The sequence below is a fragment of the Pedobacter sp. genome (assembly GCF_046462515.1).
Lineage (GTDB): Bacteria > Bacteroidota > Bacteroidia > Sphingobacteriales > Sphingobacteriaceae > Pedobacter.
In genome coordinates, this window is record NZ_JBKGVD010000002.1 from 158,283 (window position 1) to 177,490 (window position 19,208).

Sequence of the window (19,208 nt, forward strand, 5' to 3'; positions counted from 1 at the left end):
GGGGATTAATAGGACAAATCACGGAATACTTCTTTACCATAGCCCTGTAAGGGCTATGGTAAAGAAGCTACACTGACCAGATATTCGGTGATAAGAAATTGAGATTCCTCTGCGAATTGCTGAAATTCTTCTATAAAAGCTTTTATTTTGTCATCCTTTTCTACTGTTTGGTACATAGATTCGAGGCTGACAATATCTATAATTTCGATATAATCATAAGGAGATTCTAAGGTTTCATTTCCCAAGACACCAATAGTGCGTAACACTTTAAAACTTTTGTGAGAAGATAGCGTAATGTTATATTTCGCCACTTTTTCTTCAAACGCTTCAAACGCTGAACGATCTATATCTTTTTTAAGTTTGACAAAAACCAAAATAACTTTTTCCATAATTAATTAGACTTTAAAAAATGCTCCACCATCAATAATAATTTCAGTACCAGTTTGAGATTCCGAACCAGAAGACGCAAGGTATAATACTGCATTTGCAATTTCTTCCGGTTTTATAAGCCTTCCCATCGGTATCTGTGCAATCAAATTATTTTTCATTTCTTGAAATTTTTCACCTTCCAATCCTAATTTCTGTAATAATGGGGAGTCTGTTGTCCCAGGACTAACTACGTTTACACGAATACCACGATTTACCCATTCATTGCTAAGTGATATAGCGAGACTTCTAAGTGAAGCTTTTGATGCGGAATAAATACTGGAGCCCCAATGAGCTTTGTGCATTCCTGCAGATGCTGTTAAAACGACTGAAGCATTCTCCGAAAATAGTTTTGAAAGGTTTTGTAATGTAAAAAATGCACCCTTAAAATTGATATTCATTACTTCATCAAAAAAACTTTCTGAAATTGTCTCCAATGGTGCGAATCTGGCAACTCCGGCATTGAGAAAAGCAATGTCAAGTTTAGAGAAAGTATCTTTTACAAATATTCCCAATTGCTCAATATCCTTCATTTTTGCTGTGTCGTAAATGAAGAAATGTTTGTTTTTATCATCATAGTCAGCGAGTTCCTTTCGGGCTTTCGCAGTTTCCAGCCCCGCAATGATAACATTTGCTCCGTTTTGTAAAAAAAGCTTTGCTGTTGCTAACCCTATACCGCTTGTTCCTCCGGTAATTAGGGCTGTTTTGTTTTCTAAATGCATAATCATTAAGTTTTAATTTCATTCCAAAACTATAATAGATTGATATTTTCATCACTATGGGTTTCTTGTATGAAACCGGTTTCCGATAGGATACCTTTTCTATTTTTAATATTTTTGCAGTGACATTTCGATTTATATATTAAATTAATGCAATGGAAAAAGATACTACGATAGCTGAGGAAGTTTTATGCAAATCAAGGATATTAGCTATAAAAGATACTTCTGACATTTTATGTGGCAAATGGAAGATATTTATTCTTGGAACATTGTTGGTGACAGGGAAAATGAGATTTATGGAACTTTTACATACTATTGATGGTATTGGAAAAAAAATGTTATCAAAAGAATTACATGACTTAGAGCTAAATGGACTAATACATAGGACTGAAATAAAAACAAAACCTATTACAGTAGAATATCAGCTTTCCAAGCAGGGTAAGACTTTAAGTAAACTGATTGAAGAAATGATAACATGGGGAAGCCAATATAGAAAGGACTTATTAAACCTACACGAAAAGAAAATGAATACTGAAATATGAAGCAGGCAATTCATACCATCGAGAGAAACACAAATGCTTATGCAGGCATTGAAATTTCCAAATTGGACACATCAAAGGAAGAAGCATTTTCTGTTCATAGAGAAGATTATTTTTCGCTTATATATTTGCTAAAGGGTTCGGGAACAGTTGTTATTGAATCAGAAAAAATTGCTATAACTTCTCCCTCAATAATAATCGTAAGCCCCTTGCAGACACATTATGTGGAGGAAATAAGTTATTGTAAAGGTTATAACATTGATATTGAAAATTTTCTTATACCAAATGTTATCATATGTAAGTTGCAATCATTAAATCCTACCCAGCAAGTTATTACATTAGATTATAAACAAATAGATAAGCTCTTTCGTATAGCTGATTTGCTTTTTGAGCAATTTAAAAACAAGGGAAAAGCTTACACTAAAGAGATTATTGTCCACTTGAGTACAGCTTTGCTATTCCAGTCCATTGCTAATCTACCTGTACAACATATTGGAAAGAATGATAATGTTAAAACACAGGGGAAAATCATATCCGATTCTTTTAAAGTACTTTTAAGCAAAACACTTAAAGTCCAGTCTCCTGCGTTCTATGCCAAGAAACTTCATATATCTGTATCACATCTCAATGACATGGTTAAAAGCTATACAGGGAAGACGTCTTCATTTTGGATTCATTATTTTATTATAATTGAAGCAAAACGTTTATTATATCACACAAATTTGACTATCAAGGAAATATCTTTTGAGCTTGGATTCAACGAAGCATCTTATTTTACTCGCTTATTTAAAAACACCACTGGAGTTTCACCCATGAATTTTCGCAATCAATTCTGCGATATGTCCTAATCTTCCCTTCCTTTGTATTCTGTTTATCTAAGCCTTTAAATTGAAATTTGCAGTATCAATTTAAAATATTAGAAGAAATGGAACAATTACAGATGCAAGCAACAGAAATAATAAAAAATGTTGCACGGGAATTACAAGAGAAGTATGTCCCTAAAGAGAAAGGTGTTTCAAAGGAACGGATGTTCGAATTGTTTGAAATAGCCAATTCATTCGCCGAGCATGCAATTAGGACTGCCTTAAATAAAATTGTTCCCGATATTGCATGGGCTGATGCGGAATTTAACATTGTGGCCCAACAAAAAGGAATGGATAAGGATTATTGGGTATGTGATGCATTGGACGGTGCTGTACATTTCCTACAGGGATGCTTCCCATGGGTAATTTCTTTAGTATTAATGAGAAATAATCAGCCTGAATTTTCCATACTCTACTATCCCGAAAAAGACGAGCTGTTTACCGCTAAAAGAGGGGGTGGAGCGTTCCTCAATGGAATTAAGATTGAAGTAAATAGCCGTAAGACTTTGGATTCAGCGTTTGTAAGCACTTTTCATAGATATGGAGATGACGGAGAAAAAGAACTATTGGAAAAAACACTTTTAAGTATGAAAAGAGTAATACCCAAAACTTTTGCATTAAGAATTTTAGGGCCTGCCTCATTGCAAATGGCATATATAGCATGTGGAAGATTGGAAGCGTTTTGGGAATTTGGAAATGATATATATGATTGGTTGGCAGGAAGCCTGCTCGTAGAGGAAGCGGGTGGCGTAGTGACAGATACCGTAGGTAATGCTTTTGGTATTAAATCTAATTTAGGTATTCTATCAACGAACAACACAATTATTCGTGATGAACTTATTCGTATTTTTTAACATCCGGAGTAATGCAGATTAAAACAGTTGAAATATTTAAAACTAACGTTCGAAATGAAAACGACACTAATAAAGCGATAGCTTTTCTTTTATCTTTATATCAAAACTATAAAATCAACTTTGATCTTGAAGATGAAGAAAAAATTTTGAGAGTCGAAGCCAATCAACCTGAAATAGAAACGAATAAAATTATCCATTGTATGGTTGGCTTGGGCTACAGTTGTGAGAGAATAGAATAATTCATAAACATACTTATATGGATAAAATTATGCATATGGATTTCTTAACCCAATATGCGCTTTAGTTCCAAAATTATGGTAATCATGAAAGAGAATGTCGGGAAGTACTTTTTATTGGCTGCGTGATTGTCAGAGATGGTGAAATTATCGGAGAGGGACATAATGAAATATTTGAGCGGGTCAACCCTACATCACACGGCGAAATGGTTGCTATTGAAAGGGCTTGTAAGAATATTAATAGTCTTCAATTATCTGACTGCCAAATGTACACTACATTAGAACCTTGTCCTATGTGCTTAAGTGCTGTTTATTGGGCAAAAATCGGTAAAGTGTACTATGCAAACTCTAATACAGATGCATCTAAAGTTGGTTTTGATGATACATTTATATTTGATGAATTACGAAAAAATGCCAATGAACGAAAAATTAGTTTCTTATATATTCCCGACAGAAGTGCATTGACTGTTTTGGAAGAATGGAAATCCAAAGATTTAATATCTGCCCAACCGTGGAATGACAATGCCGATTAGTCTTGGCAACCCAAAACTAAAATCACAACATTTTTGCTAACACTATAATCCCATCTTCCAAATCTTTTTCAGAAAGCGAGCCATAGCCCAATCTTATACCGTTTATGGTTTCATTGAAGCTGTAGGTATCAGGCGTTATAATTTTGATGCCCTTGTTTTTTAGTTTTTCTGAAACTTGCAACCAATCCATTTGTTTATTTGGTGCAATCCAAAAAGCCAAACCACCTTCGGGAATTACGTAAGTTGCTTTGTTCCTGATATGTTTATTCAATAAAGTTGTCATAAAATCCCTTTTAACTTTGTAGTGGTTTGTCGCCTTTTTGATATGCCTTTTTATCGTACCGTCTTTGACCAGTTGCAAAACCGCCTGTTCCATTATACTATCGCCTTGCACATCAATAATCTTTCGCAAATTACCTGCCTTTTCAATCAAAGCCCCATCATTGCTTACCAAATAACCGATACGCAGAGCAGGTGCAACAACCTTGCTCATTGTGCCTATATAAACATAATTTTTCAGTTCTATAAAACTTGACAACGGGAACACGGGTCGATAACCAAAATGGAATTCATTATCATAATCATCTTCGATAATCGTAAATCCATATTTGTTAGACAACTTTATCAATTCCAATCTTCTTTTTAGGCTCAATGTGACAGTAGTGGGATATTGACGGTGCGGTGTAACATAGATTGCCTTTATCTTTTTGCCGGATTTCAGATAAGCAATGACCTCATCAATCACCAAGCCGTCTTTATCTAAGCTTACAGGCAATAATGTTGCACCGGCATTTTCAAAGGCTTTCCAAGCAGGCTTATAACCAGGGTTTTCAATAAGTACATAATCTCCTTTAGTAAATAGACATTGGGCTGTTAAATACATCGCCATTTGACTACCACGGGTAATGCAAATACTTTGCTTATCCACCTGCATCCCTCTCTGATGGTTCAGCATTTGAACAATCGCTTTTCTAAATTCCAAATCACCCAGTTCATTACCGTACCCCATCATCTGCCACCTTGCTTTTTGGTTGAAGATTTGACGGTATGCCCTTGCCAGTTCCGTAACGGGGGCAATTTTACTGTCGGGATGCCCATCATCAAATTGTATGTGATAATGCCTATTTGCCGTATCTTTTATTACGGTTGTTACAAGATTGCTTTTTTTTGCTGTTTTGAAATCCGGCAGTGCATCGGCTACAAAAGTACCTTGTCTTTCTTTGGAAATTAACCAACCCTCAACGAGTAATACATTAAGGGCTTCAACAACCGTATTCCGATTGACCTTTAAAAGTTGTGCAAGATTTCTGCTTCCGGGCAAAGCGTCGCCTGGTTTTAATCTGCCCGAATGAATGTCTTTTATAATGGCATCGGCTATTTGCAAATAAATGGCTTTGTCTGATTTTTCATCTAATTGAAGTTCAAAATTCCATTTTCTCAACATCTGGACTATCTTTTTTTATATAAACTGTATCATTTAGATAGTCCAAATGTACAATACTTTTGTAATGCAATAATGCAACAGAACCATAAAAATTTTCAATTATGTCAAAATTAGAAACAGCGACAGAAGTAAAAAAATCAATCCACGCTGAGCAAAAACAGTTCAGCTCGAAAGACTTTCATCAGACATTTGCAAGACCAACGTATGTGAAGCCCTCGCACGTCATTCACAAAAACGTTGAAAATGCAGGTGTGCACAATCAATTTTCCGAAGAAAGAAAGCACCCGGTTTTCTTTGTGGACTTGCCAAGTAAAAATGTAAGTATGACCATTGGCGGACTGTTGCCTGGACAGAAAACACACTTGCACCGCCATACCTACGAAACTGTTTTGTATGTCATTGAGGGAAAAGGTTGGACACGGGTAGAGGATGAAATCGTGGAGTGGGAAGCCGGAGATGCGGTTTACATCCCGTCTTGGGCTTGGCATCAGCACCAAAACCGTAGTGAAACAGAACCCGCAAAATACATCGCTTGTGAAAATGCACCACAACTGCAAAACTTAGGTGTAGCACTCCGTGAAGAAGAAGGAAGAGATTTTTAACTTTTAAAACAGGGCAAAAATGAACAAAGTACCATTTAAAGGCGTAATCGCATACCCGGTTACCCCGTTTGACGACAACGAAAACGTTGATATTCCACTATTCAAAAAACAAGTAGAGCGATTGGTTACAACAGGTTCTCACGGCATTGCTCCGCTGGGGAGTACAGGTGTAATGCCTTACCTCAATGATGAGGAAAAAGAAGCCATCACCGAGGCAACTATGCAACAGGTGGCAGGAAGAGTACCGACATTGGTAGGCGTTTCAAACCTTACAACCGAGCGAACCGTTTATCACGCAAAATTTGCTGAAAAAGCAGGTGCTACAGCCGTAATGATCATCCCGATGAGTTATTGGAAACTGACCGATGATGAAATTGTGAAGCACTATGATACCGTTGCTTCCAAAATTTCTATTCCGATAATGGCATACAACAACCCCGCAACAGGCGGTGTGGATATGTCACCAGCTTTATTGAAGCGTTTGTTAGAAATTCCGAATGTAACTATGGTCAAAGAAAGTTCGGGCGATGTGCAGCGTATGCACTATCTGAGAAAAGAATTGGGAGAAGATGTAGCGTTTTTCAATGGCTCTAATCCGTTGGCACTGTCCGCTTTTTCAGCTGGTGCCAAAGGTTGGTGTACTGCCTCTCCTAATCTGATACCCGAACTCAATATTGCTCTTTACGATGCTATTCAGGCAAACGATTTGGAAAAAGCCCAAAGCATATTTTATAAACAGTTTGATTTATTGAAGTTCATTGTGGCAAAAGGTTTACCTCGTTCCATAAAGGCAGGTTTAGACCTGTTGGGAGTAGGCGGAGGTGGCTTCAAAAGCCCTTTGAAACCGCTTAGTGGAAATGAAATAGCGGAATTGGATAACATACTTTCGGCTATTGAAAGTGAAGTAGTTGTTTAAATGCAATATCGAAGCCCGAAAGTGATAAAGAACGTTCGGGCTTTATATATTAATATTTCGTAAAACAGATGGATTTAAACGAAGAAACTAATCCTGTCAAATCCCAGAACGAGCAATCGGAAAACGTGAAAGTAACATTAACATTGAATGGTAATACAAAACATATCCAATGGAACAAACAGACACCTTTGCTTGATGCGATGCTCAATGCCGGAGTTGATGCTCCACATTCCTGTTGCAGAGGTACCTGTGGCACTTGTGTATGCAAACTGGAGGAGGGCGAAGTGCGGTTAAAACGGAATTTTGTCCTATCTGAAGCTCATATACAGCAAGGTTTGATTTTGGCTTGTGTAGCAGTTCCCATAAGCACAAGCATTAAGATAAACTATGATGAGTTTTAAATGTTGCTTAATGTTTCTGGACTACTTATATATCATCAAACTGTACCATCAATATCATCCTGTCATCCAATATTTTTGTATCATTAATCAAAATAATGAAGAGTAATGGATTACAGTATCAAAAAAGTAGGTCTTAACAATTTAGACACAACAGCAGAGTTATTCAATCTTTATCGGATTTTCTATCGCCAGACAAACGATTATGAAAAGTGTAAGCAGTTCATTAAGGAATGATTGGACCATGACCAATCACATATATTTGTGGTTTATGCCGAAGGCAAAGCAGTTGGTTTTGTTCAATTATATAAACTGTATCATTACATCAAATTGGCAAAGCAATGGCTGTTGAGCGATTTGTTTGTTCATCCCGATTACAGAGGTAAAGGACTTTCGGTAGCATTGATAGACAGGGCCAAACAGTGGTGTGATGAGACAGGAGCTTGCGGATTGATGTTGGAAACTGAAAAAACGAACGACATTGGCAACAAACTTTATCCACGTTGCGGATTTGAATATGACGACAAGCACAATTATTACTATTGGTGGAAATAAAAAGAAAAGGCGGACTACGTTGGTTCGCCTGCAATTGGTCGGATGGCTGAGTGGCAAAGCAAGGATACGCAATATCTTTTACAATGGTTCAAATCCATTTCCGACCTCAAAATATTCCAAGAAAACATCAACGTATGAATGAAGAAATCTTGCGAAATATGGCAGTCATACAAGAACGGATAAACAATGCCTGCAAGGAAAGTAACAGAAATCCGGATGAAGTAAAATTGTTATTAGCAACTAAAACCGTACCTGTCGAACGTATCAAAATTGCATTGCAAGCAGGACATACACTGATAGCAGAAAACAAAGTGCAGGAACTCAAAGAGAAATATGAAGCATTGAAAGGTGTTTCACATACCAATCATTTCATCGGGCATTTGCAAACCAATAAAATCAAAGAGGTTTTAAAATATGATGTTTCCTGTATTCAATCGCTTGACCGTATAGACTTGGCAGAAAAGTTACAGCAACGTTTGGAGTATGAAGATAAAACCATAGATGTACTTGTACAGGTCAATACGTCCAATGAAGAAAGTAAATTCGGGGTGCATCCCGATAATGCCATAGCTTTGGTTCAGCAGATTGCCCGATTAGACAGGCTAAAAATAAAAGGATTGATGACCATTGGTTTATTCAGTGCTGAAACCGAGAAAGTGAGACAATGCTTTAAATTATTGAAAAATATTCAACAAGAAATTATCGCATTGAACATTCCTGATATACAAATGAAAGAATTGTCAATGGGAATGAGTGGCGATTTGGAAACAGCCATAGAGGAAGGCGCAACCATAATAAGGGTAGGTACAGCTATTTTCGGACAGCGCATTTATCCTGATAGTTATTATTGGAATGAACAAAAAGCATAAACAATGAATGTACATTATTTTCAACACGTGCCATTTGAGGGATTGGGACACATTGAGACTTGGTTAAAAGAGAATCATCATCATATTTCAGCTACAAAATTTTTTGAAACAGATTTTCTATTGCCTGATATTTCAAAGATAGATGCGTTGATTGTAATGGGTGGCCCGATGGGCGTGTATGATGAAACACAATTCCCTTGGTTGAAACAAGAAAAAGCATTTATAAAATCGTGTATCCAATCCGGTAAAAATGTGTTGGGAATTTGCTTAGGTGCTCAATTGATTGCCGATTGTTTGGGGGCAAAAGTAGTTTCGGCAAAGAACAAAGAAATCGGGTGGTTTCCTGTTTTTCCTACAGAGGAATGTAAGCAAATCGCTTGGTTTTATGAACTGTTCAAACATAATCCGGTTGTATTCCATTGGCACGGAGACCAGTTTGAAATTCCCCAAGACAGCACTCTGAATTTACTGTATTCGGGAGCCAATATCAATCAGGCATTTTACTACAATCAACATATCATCGGCTTACAATTTCATTTAGAAGTAACTATAGGAAGTTTAATGCAAATGACCGAAAACGGAAAAGATGAACTTTTGTATAATCTACCCTATGTACAAAGTGAAAATGAATTATTGAACAACAACAGCCCTATTGCTCAATGCAACAGACTGATGGATACAATTCTTTCAAATTGGATAAACGCGATTAAATCAACCCTTTAGCAATTCTCCCCAATTGTTTCAGCTTGTCATCTATCTGTTCCGACCAGCATTGCCCGTAGCTTAACCGCATACAGTTGTTAAACTGGTTTTGCAATGAAAACATCCTGCCCGGAGCAATGCTTATTTTTTGACGGATAGCCCGGTCGTATAATTCCGCAGTATCGATTCGTTTGTCCAATTCTACCCAAAGCATAAATCCGCCTTGCGGACGGCTGATTTTAGTCCCGTCCGGAAAGTACTCGGCAATAGCCCTGGCAAATTGCAGACTATTAGCGTGTAGTTCGCTTCTTAATTTTCTAAGATGATGTTCATACCTGCCTTTTTCAAGGAAGTTGGCAATAGCTTCCTGTGTGATGGTTGTAGAAGAAACCGTATGAATGAGTTTCTGATGAACGATTTTATCTTTGAACTTTCCCGGTGCTAACCAGCCCACACGATAACCCGGAGCTAATGTTTTGGAAACAGAACCACTCCAAAGTACTAACCCCTCTTCATCAAATGCCTTACAAGGTTTAGGGCGACTGTTCCCAAAATACACATCGCCATACAAATCATCTTCTATGAGCGGAATACCTCGTTCCGAAAGCATTTTCACCACTTCCATTTTATGCTCATCGGGCATACAGCTTCCCAACGGATTGTTGAAATTAGAAACCAGAATGCACACTTCTATTTTGGACAGGACTTTTTTTAGAGCATCAGGTTCAATCCCGGTAACAGGATGTGTTGGTAATTCAACAACTTTTAATCCCAAGCTTTTTGCCAGTTGCAATATGCCGAAATAAACAGGGCTTTCAACAGCAATGGTATCGCCTTTCTGTGTAAGAGCCATCAAGCCGAATGAAATGGCATTCATAGCTCCGGAAGTCGTAATAATATCATCTTCACTTAAATTTCCGTTCCAGGTATAAGTCAATCGAGCAATATCCCTGCGTAGCTTTCTGTTTCCCTGAATTTCTTCATACTCAGTACCGCTTCCTTTGAGATGACGCATGGCGTTGACCAACTCTTTATTGAGTTTTGCAATAGGCAATAATTCGTTTTCGGGAACACCCAAAGAAAGCCGGGTAACGTCATTATTGCTTAACGTTGAATACACTTTGGAAATCAGTGTTTCTACACTTTCAGGTTTTGCCCGATTAGCAGGCTTACTCACGGAAGGAACAGACAAATTGGAAGGCTTGTAATTCACATAATAGCCGGACTGTGGTCTGGAAACAATCAGTCCGTTGGCTTCCAACTCCAAATACGCTTGTATGGCTGTGTTCATACTCACACCGTATTCTTTATGCAGCGTACGTAATGACGGCATTTTATCACCTGTTTTCAGTGTGCCGTTTTTGATTTGTTCCGTAAGAACCGTTGCTATTCTTTGATATAAAACTTCTTTCATTGTTTTTTATACTGTACCCTGCAAAATTACAAAATTTGTATCTGTAACCATACGTTTTTTCTTCCTTATTTTGCAGTATAATTTATCAGATTGCTATGGATAATAATAAAAACAGTCTGGCTTACGGAGCACTTTTCATTGTTTGTATCGTTTGGGGAACGACTTATTTTGCTATTCGTATCGGGGTGGAAACCTTTCCGCCGTTTTTGTTTGCTGCTATTCGGCAGGTGATTGCGGGCGGAACTTTACTCTTAGGATTAAAACTCACAGGAAATCTGAATATGAATAAATCGGATTTCCTTTGTCAATCTGTTCCGGGCATTTTAATGGTGGCTTTGGGAAACGGTGTGATTGGTTGGTGCGAACGCTACATTTCAAGCGGACTGGCAGCATTGATTTTATCACTCATTCCTGTTTTTGTGGTTGTTATCAGCTATTTGTTCGGGTTTGACAGGAGAAAACCACATGTATTAATTATCGTGGGATTGCTATTAGGCTGTCTGGGTATTGTACTGATTTTTCGGGACAACCTGAAAGACCTTGCCAATCCTGCCTATTTTACGGGAATGTTGATTGCCTTCGGAGCTTGTCTGGCTTGGGCTTCAGGAAGTGTATTTGCAAAAAACAAAATCCCCAACAGCAAGAATGTATTGCAAAATGCAGCTTTACAACTTTTTTCCGGAGGTATTGCCTTATTTGTATTCAGTGTTTTTCTGGATGATTATTCAGAGTTAAAAACAGTAACGACATCCAGTATTTGGGCTTTGGTTTACCTGATTGTAGTGGGTTCAGTCATTGCGTATTCTGCTTTTGTGTACGCACTGAAACATTTGCCAATAGGCATTTCATCCCTGTATGCTTATATCAATCCGTTCATTGCCATTATGCTCGGATTTTTATTCCTGAATGAAAAACTAACCGGTATCACTTTATTGGCTTTGGTCGCTACTTTAAGCGGTGTGTATTGTGTCAATAGAGGTTATCAGAAAATGTCAAAGAAATGAGAATAGAGCGAACGGTTATAGCCGACATTCCAGAGGTGGAAATGATTTACAGCGAAGCAAGAGCCTATCAATTTCAGCAAAGCGGATACGGTTGGCCTGTTTTCAGTAAATCATTTATTGAAAATGAAATTACAGAGAAAAGGCACTTTAAAGTTTTAGACCAGGACGATGAAATGGCGGGTGTATTTTCCATAGTAAAAGCCGAACCTATTATTTGGAACGACAAAGACGGCAAGGAAGCCATTTATTTACACCGTATGGCGATACGCAATTCGTACAGAGGAAAAAATATAGCGAAGAAAGTGGTGGATTGGGCTATGGTTGAAGCGTGGAAAAATAAGAAGAAATTTATCCGGATAGATACCTGGGCAAACAATGAAGCATTGACCGGTTATTACCAAAAATTAGGATTTGAATGGATAGGTAAAAAACAGTTACCACCGACAAGCGATTTGCCGGAACACTATAACAATATTGAAGTCAATTTATTTGAAATGAAGCTCAAAAATTTTTTGAGCGAAATTCTATGTGACAATAATTAAAATAAAATAGGACACATAAAATAGGATTATGAAAACGATAACCATAGAAAATTACCGTCCGGAATGGCAAACCTTTTTTGAAAAATTCAACCGGGCGTGGATAGAAAAATATTTTGTGTTGGAAGATATTGACAAATACGTTTTGTCTAATCCTGAAGAAGCGATATTAAATGACGGAGGAACAATTTTGTTTGCCGTTTATGGAGGTAAGGTAATCGGAACAGTCGCTTTGAAAAAAGTAAATAATGATACAATGGAATTGACCAAAATGGCAGTGGATGAAAATTATCAGGGCATCGGAGCAGGAAAAATGTTGTGTCAGGCTGCTATTGACAAGGCAAAAGATTTGGGCGTGGAGAAATTGGTGCTCTACACACAATCCGCATTGAAACCTGCTCTGGGCATTTATAGAAAATTAGGTTTTAGAGAAGTTGCAATTGAGCAAGGACAGTACAAACGGGCAGATACTAAAATGGAAATGATTTTAAAAGCTAACCATTAAATGAAGTAAAAAAATGATAAACATCCAAAAGTCTGAAAGAAGTATGAAATCGAATTTTAACTATGATGATTTTGTATTTGGCGTTCAGCCAACAGACCATATTTTACTATGTAATTACAAAGATGGCACTTGGCAATCACCTCACATAGTGCCATACACCGATATTAAAATAAGCCCGATGTCACTGTGTTTACATTACGGGCAAACCGTATTTGAAGGAATGAAAGCATTTCGTCAAGATAATGGTCAAGTTATCATATTTCGTCCTGATAAGCATTTTAGAAGATTTAATGTTTCATTGGAAAGAATGTGTATGCCTGCTGTGGGGCAAGATTTATTTATCGGAGGAATGAAAGAGTTGGTTCGTTTGGAAGAACATTGGCTTCCGGAAGAACAAGAAATAAGTTTATACATACGTCCGTTTATGATTGCCACAGAACCTCGATTAGGAGTTAAAGTTTCGGATGAATATTTATTCTGCATAGTATGTACACCAATGGGATTATATTATTCTGAACCTGTACGTTTAAAAGTAGAAACAGATTTTGTACGTGCGGCAGAAGGCGGAGTAGGTTATGCCAAATGCGGAGGAAATTATGGTGCCGCATTTTATCCGGCACAGCAAGCCAAAATACAGGGGTATGACCAGGTAATTTGGACAGATGCTAAAACTCACGAATATATTGAAGAAGCCGGTACAATGAATATTGCTATTGTAATGGATAATAGATTGATTACACCGAAGTTGAGTACCTCAATTCTTGACGGAGTTACCAGAAGTTCAATTATACAAATTGCAAAAGATTTGGGAATGATTGTCGAAGAAAGGAAAGTACAACTTCAAGAGCTTATTGATGAATTTCAATCCGGTAAAAAGATAGAAATATTTGGTGTGGGCACAGCTGCGGTTATCTCACCTGTTAAGTGTATAAATATCTTGGGAACAGAATATTATCCATATACCGCAAATGATGCAACAATGTTTAAACTGAAAAAGCAACTTAATGACATCAGAAAAGGGCGAAGTTCAGATAAATATAATTGGAACTGGTTTATATAAACATTAGAAAATGGAACAGATTAATCAATATCCGATTGGGAAATACAAAGAGCCGGAAGTAATTACCGAAGAAATGTGTATGTCATTCATTGATATGATTGCTTCATTCCCGAAAAATCTAAAATCAGCGGTAATGAGTTTAGACGATAAACAATTAAACACACCTTACAGGAAAGGAAGTTGGACTGTCAGGCAGGTTGTTCATCATTTAGCGGATAGCAATATCAATTGTTTTGCCCGCATTAAGTTTGCAATAACGGAAGATAATCCGACTATCAAATCGTTTGCAGAAGAAAAATGGGCGGGATTATCTGATGCAAAACATATATCCATTTTGCCATCATTAAGTATCTTGGAAGGCATTCACGAACGTTGGGCAATACTTTTAAAAGGTTTAGAAAAACAGGATTGGAATCGAACGTTCTTTCATCCGGATTTAAACAAAAGCCAAACGATTGCTGAAGCTATGGCAAAATACAGTTGGCATTGCAATCATCATTTGGCACAAATCAAAAACCTGAAAAATCAAATGCAATGGAAATAAGCAATCAGGTGATTGAAATAAAAACTGGCTTTGAAAATATGGATATTAATGCCGTCCATCAGTTTTTGAGTAAGGAAAGTTATTGGGCAAAAGGTATTCCATTGGAAACTGTAAAAACGGCATTGCAAAATTCATTTTGTATTGGGCTATTTGAAGATGAAAAACAGATTGGCTTTGCCCGATTGGTAACGGACTATGCCACTTTCGGCTATTTGGCGGATGTGTATGTTTTGAAAGAATACAGAGGTAAGGGATTATCAAAAATGATGATGAAATACATAATGGAATTGGATTTTGCAGGAAGTTTGAGAAGGATATTATTGGCAACCTTAGATGCTCATTTGCTTTACAGCCAATTTGGATTTCAACTTCCTGAGAATCCGGAGCGATTGATGGAAATAAAAAGAAATAATCTTTATGAAGATGTTTAGGCTATGAACGATGAAAGAAAAACACGACTATTGGAAAGTTTCGGGCGTTCCAAAATAATGCAATTATTCGGTGCGGAAGTAACCAGAATGGACGAAGGTTATTTTGAAATCACTGTTCCCAAACAGGATTTTATGGCTCGTCCGGCAGGAATGTTCAATGGCAGTACCATTGCTTCATTGGTGGATGTTTCGTCAGGTTACGCAGGAGCGTCAGCTAAACCGGAAGACAGTTATTTTACAACAGTTGAGCTGAAAGTAAACTACCTAAATCCTGCCATTGGTGAACAACTTGTGGCTAAAGCACAGGTTATCAAAAACGGAAAAGTGTTGACGGTAGTTCGTTCAGATGTATTTGCCATTACAACTGAAGGAAAAGAAACTTTAGCAGCGACTTCATTGGTTACGCTGATGCAGTTGTCAAAAAAATCACCCGACAAACAAATAGATTAGGCAATGGAAAGAAAGCTCTTCAAATACCGTATTCTACCCGAAAAAGTTGAGCAGTTACATCAATGGATGCAAACGCTTAACAGTAGAAAAGAAGAATTATTGCAAACCATCGAACACGAAAAAGTCTATTTCGAAAACATTTTTCTTTTGGAAGAAGAAGGTTTTCAGTGGTTGTATTTCTATATGCTGGCAGATGATATTGAATTTGCTTTGGAACAGTATGCCAAAGGCATTTTTGAGATAGACCGAATTCATCTTGGGTTTGCCAAAGAATGCATTGACTTCAGTTATACAGCACCCGATTTTAAAGAGATGGTTTATATCTCTCGGCAAACCGATAGAATTATAAATGATTAAAAGGATAAGTATGGAAATAACCAATATGGAAAATTTTCTGGAGTACTATGGAAAAATCAGGCAACGCACCAATCGTCTGATTGCCGTTATTCCACCGAAATATATGGATTGGGCATACAAGCCCGGCAAATTTACCATTGCTGACCAGATAAGACACATTGCAACCATTGAGCGGTATATGTTTGCTGAAACCATATCAGGAAATCCCTGTACGTACAATGGGTGTGGGAAAGAACTTGCAGACGGGTACAATAATGTAATCAGTTATTTCAACGAGAAACACGAAGAAGCATTAGCTATTTTCAAAAGTCTGAGTGATGAAGATTTACAACGCAAATGCCTGACACCCGGCAATGCTCCCATAACGATTTGGAAGTGGCTTCGAGCGATGACCGAACACGAAATTCACAACAGAGCACAGCTATATATTTATCTGAATTTATTAGATGTTAAAACACCGCCAATGTTTGGGTTGAGTTCGGAAGAAGTAATTCAAAACAGTCAATTAAAGTAAAAGGATATGAATACAGACTTTGCAAAAGAATGGCTTGATGCCTGGAACAGCCACGATTTGGATAAAATAATGGAACATTACAGCGAAAACATTGATTTTGTTTCGCCCATTATCCAGCAAATGGGAATAAACGCAGAAGGTAAAATTTCCAATAAAAGTGATTTAAAGAATTACTTTTCAAAAGCCCTTCAAAAATACCCCGACCTGCACTTTGAATTGTACCACGAACTCAAAGGAGCTAATTCAACCGTATTGTTTTACAAAAGCGTCAATAATTCCTATTCGTCAGAATATATGGAATTGAATAATGATGGGAAAGTAAGTAAAGTGAGAGCACATTATAAATTTGACGAATAATGAAGGATTTTTTTGTCATAACGGGTGGACCCGGAGCAGGAAAAACAACCTTATTAGATGCTCTGTCAGCAAATGGATATAAAACCATTCCGGAGGCTGCCAGAGGCATTATTCGTGAAGAAACAGAAACGGACGGAGATGCTTTGCCTTGGAAAAACAAACAACTTTATACCGATAAAATGATAGCCGTATCCATTTTAGATTACAACAGAGCAACAGCAAGCCTGCCAAATGAAATTTGCTTTTTCGACCGAGGTATTTTGGATGCCGTTTGTTATGCGGATATGATTGGTTATGCACTTTCAACAGAAACTATGAAAAAAGTGCTGAATTGTTCATATAATCCTAAGGTATTTATCCTGCCACCCTGGAAAGAAATTTATCAAACAGATAATGAACGAAAACAGGATTGGCAGGAGGCAGAACACACTTATTTCCAAATGAAAAGTACTTATGAAAAGTACGGTTATGAAGTCATAAACGTGCCGATAGGTAATATCAATGAAAGAAAAGAATTTGTATTAACCCGAATAAAATAGAGAAATGGACAGCTATTTAGGAAGTATTAAAAAGCAATTCCTGTATTACAAAATGCTTGGAGAAAAAGCAATGGAACAATTACAGGAAGAACAATTATTCTGGCAGTATAACGAGGAAAGCAACAGTATTGCTATTCTGGTCAATCACGTTGCAGGAAATATGTTGTCACGATTTACCGATTTCCTGACCACAGACGGAGAAAAGCCCTGGCGAAATCGTGATGCGGAATTTACCAATCCGTTTCAGAACAAAGCTGAATTAATGGAGCATTGGAATAATGGTTGGGATTGCCTGATGAATGCTTTAAACCAACTTGCGGAGGCAGATTTAGAGAAAATCATTTACATCCGAAATGACGGTCATACTGTAACTGAAGCGATTAACAGGCAATTGGCTCATTATCCTTATCATATCGGACAAATGGTTTTCATAGCCAAAATGCTGAAAAATGAAGATTGGAAAACGTTATCTATAGCAAGAAACAAATCAGCAGATTACAACAGCCGCAAGTTTTCGCAGGATAAAGACAGACGGCATTATACAGATGATTTATAAAAAAGAAAGTGATATGATTATCAATACAAAGAATACAAAATATTATCAATGGGGTAATAATTGTCAGGCGTGGACTTTTATACAATCTGAAAACGTTATTGTCAAAGAAGAATTAATGCCACCACATACGGAGGAACAGCTTCATTTTCATAATGAAACAGAGCAATTTTTCTATATCCTTGAAGGTAAGGCCACATTCTTATTAGAGAATGGAAAAGTTTCTTTATTAAAAAACGAAGGGATTAAAATTTCCGCTAAGCAAATACACAAAATTGGAAATGAAACTTCTGAAGACTTGCGGTTTTTAGTGATGTCTTTTCCCGGGAATGTAAACGATAGAGTAAATTCGAGTACTCAATAATCTATTCGTATTATACCTCTTATTGAGCATATATATATGCCACCCTTTTTATCAGATGTACACAATTTCAAAAAGTTGGACTGGTTTTGATGAAAAAATACTGCAATGAAAATCTTTTTCAATTAGAAGAAAAATTAAAGGAATTATCACTTGAGATAGACGAACCAATCTTTTTATCCGAAATAGCAATCAAAACAACTCTCGATTGCTTAACAGAGTTGAAGAAATTCATTTTAGAAAGAAGATTTAAAAATGATGAAGAAGAAATATATTTTTTTAAATGCCTAAAGCCTCAAATACTTTCTAAACTTATCTACTATAATGCCATATTCAAAATTGAGACAAAAAAACCATTTGGATGCGAGAAAACTCTTAGGAAATACCTGCATAAAGAGTTGGAGAAGCTAAAGCGATTCTTTGACAATAACCTGGAATTTTATAAATATTACAGGACAAACAGTACCTATTTAGACCATAAATATTTTGTTCGGGGCAAACACGACATTAAATTAAGCTTGGACACTTTTTATTTTGAAGCTGACCACAGCTTCTCCACCTCGCACGATTATAAGGTTGCCAAGATTATTGCCAACGATTTGATACAGGTATATCTTGAAGGCCAGCTTTATAAAGTACCCCACCAAAACAAATCAGTAACACCAAGTGTAAATTGGACAGGGAGCAAAACGGCTCTAACCGAACTGATTTACGCCCTGTATTCGCAAGGTGTATTTGACAACGGGAGTGCAGACATCAAACTTATCGCCAGAACATTTGAAATAGCCTTTAATATTGATTTGGGAGATTTTTACCATACATTTATGGAATTGAAATTGCGAAAAATAAACCGTACCAAATTCATTGACAGTTTGCGTGATGCACTAATCAGGAAAATGGACGAACAGGATGAGCAATAACTAT

General features: G+C 37.1%; 29 protein-coding genes and 1 tRNA gene. 26 read left to right on the forward strand and 4 right to left on the reverse strand.

What is annotated here, in order from left to right; genetic code table 11:
* Positions 1–53: 53 nt before the first annotated feature.
* Both ACLHG9_RS01530 and ACLHG9_RS01535 read right to left on the reverse strand, forming a co-directional pair.
* Entirely contained in the window at positions 54–389 is a 336-nt protein-coding gene (locus ACLHG9_RS01530; RefSeq protein ID WP_410219772.1) for a hypothetical protein, read from the reverse strand.
* A 6-nt stretch (positions 390–395) separates the two neighbouring features.
* Complete coding sequence (locus ACLHG9_RS01535) at positions 396–1,148, reverse strand: SDR family oxidoreductase (RefSeq protein ID WP_410219773.1); 753 nt, start codon at positions 1,146–1,148, stop codon at positions 396–398.
* Between the two features lie 152 nt (positions 1,149–1,300).
* Between ACLHG9_RS01535 and ACLHG9_RS01540 the strand changes: the two genes are divergently transcribed.
* The 5 genes from ACLHG9_RS01540 (at position 1,301) to ACLHG9_RS01560 (ending at position 4,170) form a co-directional block, all read left to right on the forward strand.
* Positions 1,301–1,687: a winged helix-turn-helix transcriptional regulator gene (locus ACLHG9_RS01540; protein ID WP_098195177.1), complete on the forward strand. Its 387-nt coding sequence runs from the start codon at positions 1,301–1,303 to the stop codon at positions 1,685–1,687.
* Positions 1,684–2,532, forward strand: a complete 849-nt coding sequence (locus ACLHG9_RS01545) for a helix-turn-helix transcriptional regulator (RefSeq protein ID WP_312068252.1) — start codon at positions 1,684–1,686, stop codon at positions 2,530–2,532. Before ACLHG9_RS01540 ends, ACLHG9_RS01545 begins: the two co-directional genes overlap by 4 nt.
* Positions 2,533–2,609: 77 nt before the next feature.
* A complete protein-coding gene (locus ACLHG9_RS01550) occupies positions 2,610–3,401 on the forward strand; it encodes an inositol monophosphatase family protein (protein ID WP_312068250.1) in 792 nt (263 codons plus the stop codon).
* Positions 3,402–3,412: 11 nt separating this feature from the next.
* Positions 3,413–3,640, forward strand: a complete 228-nt coding sequence (locus ACLHG9_RS01555; protein ID WP_198405687.1) for a hypothetical protein — start codon at positions 3,413–3,415, stop codon at positions 3,638–3,640.
* 122 nt (positions 3,641–3,762) lie between these two features.
* Entirely contained in the window at positions 3,763–4,170 is a 408-nt protein-coding gene (locus ACLHG9_RS01560) for a nucleoside deaminase (RefSeq protein WP_410219774.1), read from the forward strand.
* A gap of 22 nt (positions 4,171–4,192) precedes the next feature.
* Here the strand turns inward: ACLHG9_RS01560 and ACLHG9_RS01565 are convergent, their stop codons facing one another.
* The gene (locus ACLHG9_RS01565; protein ID WP_410219775.1) at positions 4,193–5,614 is read right to left on the reverse strand and encodes a PLP-dependent aminotransferase family protein; all 1,422 of its coding nucleotides are present in this window, start codon (positions 5,612–5,614) and stop codon (positions 4,193–4,195) included.
* 101 nt (positions 5,615–5,715) lie between these two features.
* Between ACLHG9_RS01565 and ACLHG9_RS01570 the strand changes: the two genes are divergently transcribed.
* The 7 genes from ACLHG9_RS01570 to ACLHG9_RS01600 all read left to right on the forward strand — a co-directional run bounded on the left by ACLHG9_RS01570 (position 5,716) and on the right by ACLHG9_RS01600 (position 9,677).
* The gene (locus tag ACLHG9_RS01570; protein ID WP_134090141.1) at positions 5,716–6,216 is read left to right on the forward strand and encodes a cupin domain-containing protein; all 501 of its coding nucleotides are present in this window, start codon (positions 5,716–5,718) and stop codon (positions 6,214–6,216) included.
* A 19-nt stretch (positions 6,217–6,235) separates the two neighbouring features.
* The gene (locus ACLHG9_RS01575; protein WP_410219776.1) at positions 6,236–7,132 is read left to right on the forward strand and encodes a dihydrodipicolinate synthase family protein; all 897 of its coding nucleotides are present in this window, start codon (positions 6,236–6,238) and stop codon (positions 7,130–7,132) included.
* A gap of 68 nt (positions 7,133–7,200) precedes the next feature.
* The gene (locus tag ACLHG9_RS01580; RefSeq protein WP_134090139.1) at positions 7,201–7,533 is read left to right on the forward strand and encodes a 2Fe-2S iron-sulfur cluster-binding protein; all 333 of its coding nucleotides are present in this window, start codon (positions 7,201–7,203) and stop codon (positions 7,531–7,533) included.
* A gap of 234 nt (positions 7,534–7,767) precedes the next feature.
* Positions 7,768–8,085, forward strand: coding sequence for a GNAT family N-acetyltransferase (locus ACLHG9_RS01585; RefSeq protein WP_410219777.1), 318 nt, complete (start codon positions 7,768–7,770; stop codon positions 8,083–8,085).
* 36 nt (positions 8,086–8,121) lie between these two features.
* Positions 8,122–8,192: transfer RNA gene (locus tag ACLHG9_RS01590), tRNA-Ala, on the forward strand.
* A gap of 27 nt (positions 8,193–8,219) precedes the next feature.
* On the forward strand, positions 8,220–8,954 hold the full coding sequence (locus ACLHG9_RS01595) for a YggS family pyridoxal phosphate-dependent enzyme (RefSeq protein WP_410219778.1): 735 nt from the start codon (positions 8,220–8,222) through the stop codon (positions 8,952–8,954).
* Between the two features lie 3 nt (positions 8,955–8,957).
* Entirely contained in the window at positions 8,958–9,677 is a 720-nt protein-coding gene (locus ACLHG9_RS01600; protein ID WP_410219779.1) for a type 1 glutamine amidotransferase, read from the forward strand.
* Here the strand turns inward: ACLHG9_RS01600 and ACLHG9_RS01605 are convergent.
* Complete coding sequence (locus tag ACLHG9_RS01605) at positions 9,661–11,070, reverse strand: PLP-dependent aminotransferase family protein (protein ID WP_410219780.1); 1,410 nt, start codon at positions 11,068–11,070, stop codon at positions 9,661–9,663. The two genes, ACLHG9_RS01600 and ACLHG9_RS01605, sit on opposite strands and share 17 nt — an antisense overlap.
* Positions 11,071–11,165: 95 nt before the next feature.
* Between ACLHG9_RS01605 and ACLHG9_RS01610 the strand changes: the two genes are divergently transcribed.
* The 14 genes from ACLHG9_RS01610 to ACLHG9_RS01675 all read left to right on the forward strand — a co-directional run bounded on the left by ACLHG9_RS01610 (position 11,166) and on the right by ACLHG9_RS01675 (position 19,204).
* Complete coding sequence (locus ACLHG9_RS01610) at positions 11,166–12,074, forward strand: EamA family transporter (protein WP_410219781.1); 909 nt, start codon at positions 11,166–11,168, stop codon at positions 12,072–12,074.
* Entirely contained in the window at positions 12,071–12,616 is a 546-nt protein-coding gene (locus ACLHG9_RS01615; RefSeq protein WP_410219782.1) for a GNAT family N-acetyltransferase, read from the forward strand. The genes ACLHG9_RS01610 and ACLHG9_RS01615 overlap by 4 nt, the downstream gene beginning before the upstream one ends.
* 28 nt (positions 12,617–12,644) lie before the next feature.
* A complete protein-coding gene (locus ACLHG9_RS01620) occupies positions 12,645–13,118 on the forward strand; it encodes a GNAT family N-acetyltransferase (protein ID WP_410219783.1) in 474 nt (157 codons plus the stop codon).
* 13 nt (positions 13,119–13,131) lie between these two features.
* Positions 13,132–14,178: a branched-chain amino acid aminotransferase gene (locus ACLHG9_RS01625; RefSeq protein WP_410219784.1), complete on the forward strand. Its 1,047-nt coding sequence runs from the start codon at positions 13,132–13,134 to the stop codon at positions 14,176–14,178.
* A gap of 10 nt (positions 14,179–14,188) precedes the next feature.
* Positions 14,189–14,722, forward strand: a complete 534-nt coding sequence (locus tag ACLHG9_RS01630; protein WP_410219785.1) for a YfiT family bacillithiol transferase — start codon at positions 14,189–14,191, stop codon at positions 14,720–14,722.
* Positions 14,713–15,153: a GNAT family N-acetyltransferase gene (locus tag ACLHG9_RS01635; RefSeq protein ID WP_410219786.1), complete on the forward strand. Its 441-nt coding sequence runs from the start codon at positions 14,713–14,715 to the stop codon at positions 15,151–15,153. The genes ACLHG9_RS01630 and ACLHG9_RS01635 overlap by 10 nt, the downstream gene beginning before the upstream one ends.
* Positions 15,154–15,156: 3 nt before the next feature.
* Positions 15,157–15,603 (forward strand): PaaI family thioesterase, encoded by a 447-nt coding sequence (locus tag ACLHG9_RS01640; RefSeq protein WP_410219787.1) that lies wholly within the window; start codon positions 15,157–15,159, stop codon positions 15,601–15,603.
* Between the two features lie 3 nt (positions 15,604–15,606).
* A complete protein-coding gene (locus ACLHG9_RS01645) occupies positions 15,607–15,960 on the forward strand; it encodes a DUF6176 family protein (RefSeq protein WP_410219788.1) in 354 nt (117 codons plus the stop codon).
* Positions 15,961–15,970: 10 nt separating this feature from the next.
* Complete coding sequence (locus ACLHG9_RS01650) at positions 15,971–16,474, forward strand: DinB family protein (protein ID WP_410219789.1); 504 nt, start codon at positions 15,971–15,973, stop codon at positions 16,472–16,474.
* 6 nt (positions 16,475–16,480) lie between these two features.
* Positions 16,481–16,831, forward strand: a complete 351-nt coding sequence (locus ACLHG9_RS01655; RefSeq protein WP_410219790.1) for a nuclear transport factor 2 family protein — start codon at positions 16,481–16,483, stop codon at positions 16,829–16,831.
* The gene (locus tag ACLHG9_RS01660; protein WP_410219791.1) at positions 16,831–17,370 is read left to right on the forward strand and encodes an AAA family ATPase; all 540 of its coding nucleotides are present in this window, start codon (positions 16,831–16,833) and stop codon (positions 17,368–17,370) included. Before ACLHG9_RS01655 ends, ACLHG9_RS01660 begins: the two co-directional genes overlap by 1 nt.
* 4 nt (positions 17,371–17,374) lie before the next feature.
* On the forward strand, positions 17,375–17,926 hold the full coding sequence (locus ACLHG9_RS01665; protein WP_410219792.1) for a DUF1572 family protein: 552 nt from the start codon (positions 17,375–17,377) through the stop codon (positions 17,924–17,926).
* The gene (locus ACLHG9_RS01670) at positions 17,916–18,287 is read left to right on the forward strand and encodes a cupin domain-containing protein (RefSeq protein ID WP_410219793.1); all 372 of its coding nucleotides are present in this window, start codon (positions 17,916–17,918) and stop codon (positions 18,285–18,287) included. The genes ACLHG9_RS01665 and ACLHG9_RS01670 overlap by 11 nt, the downstream gene beginning before the upstream one ends.
* Before the next feature lie 89 nt (positions 18,288–18,376).
* Complete coding sequence (locus ACLHG9_RS01675; RefSeq protein ID WP_410219794.1) at positions 18,377–19,204, forward strand: RteC domain-containing protein; 828 nt, start codon at positions 18,377–18,379, stop codon at positions 19,202–19,204.
* Positions 19,205–19,208: the final 4 nt, after the last annotated feature.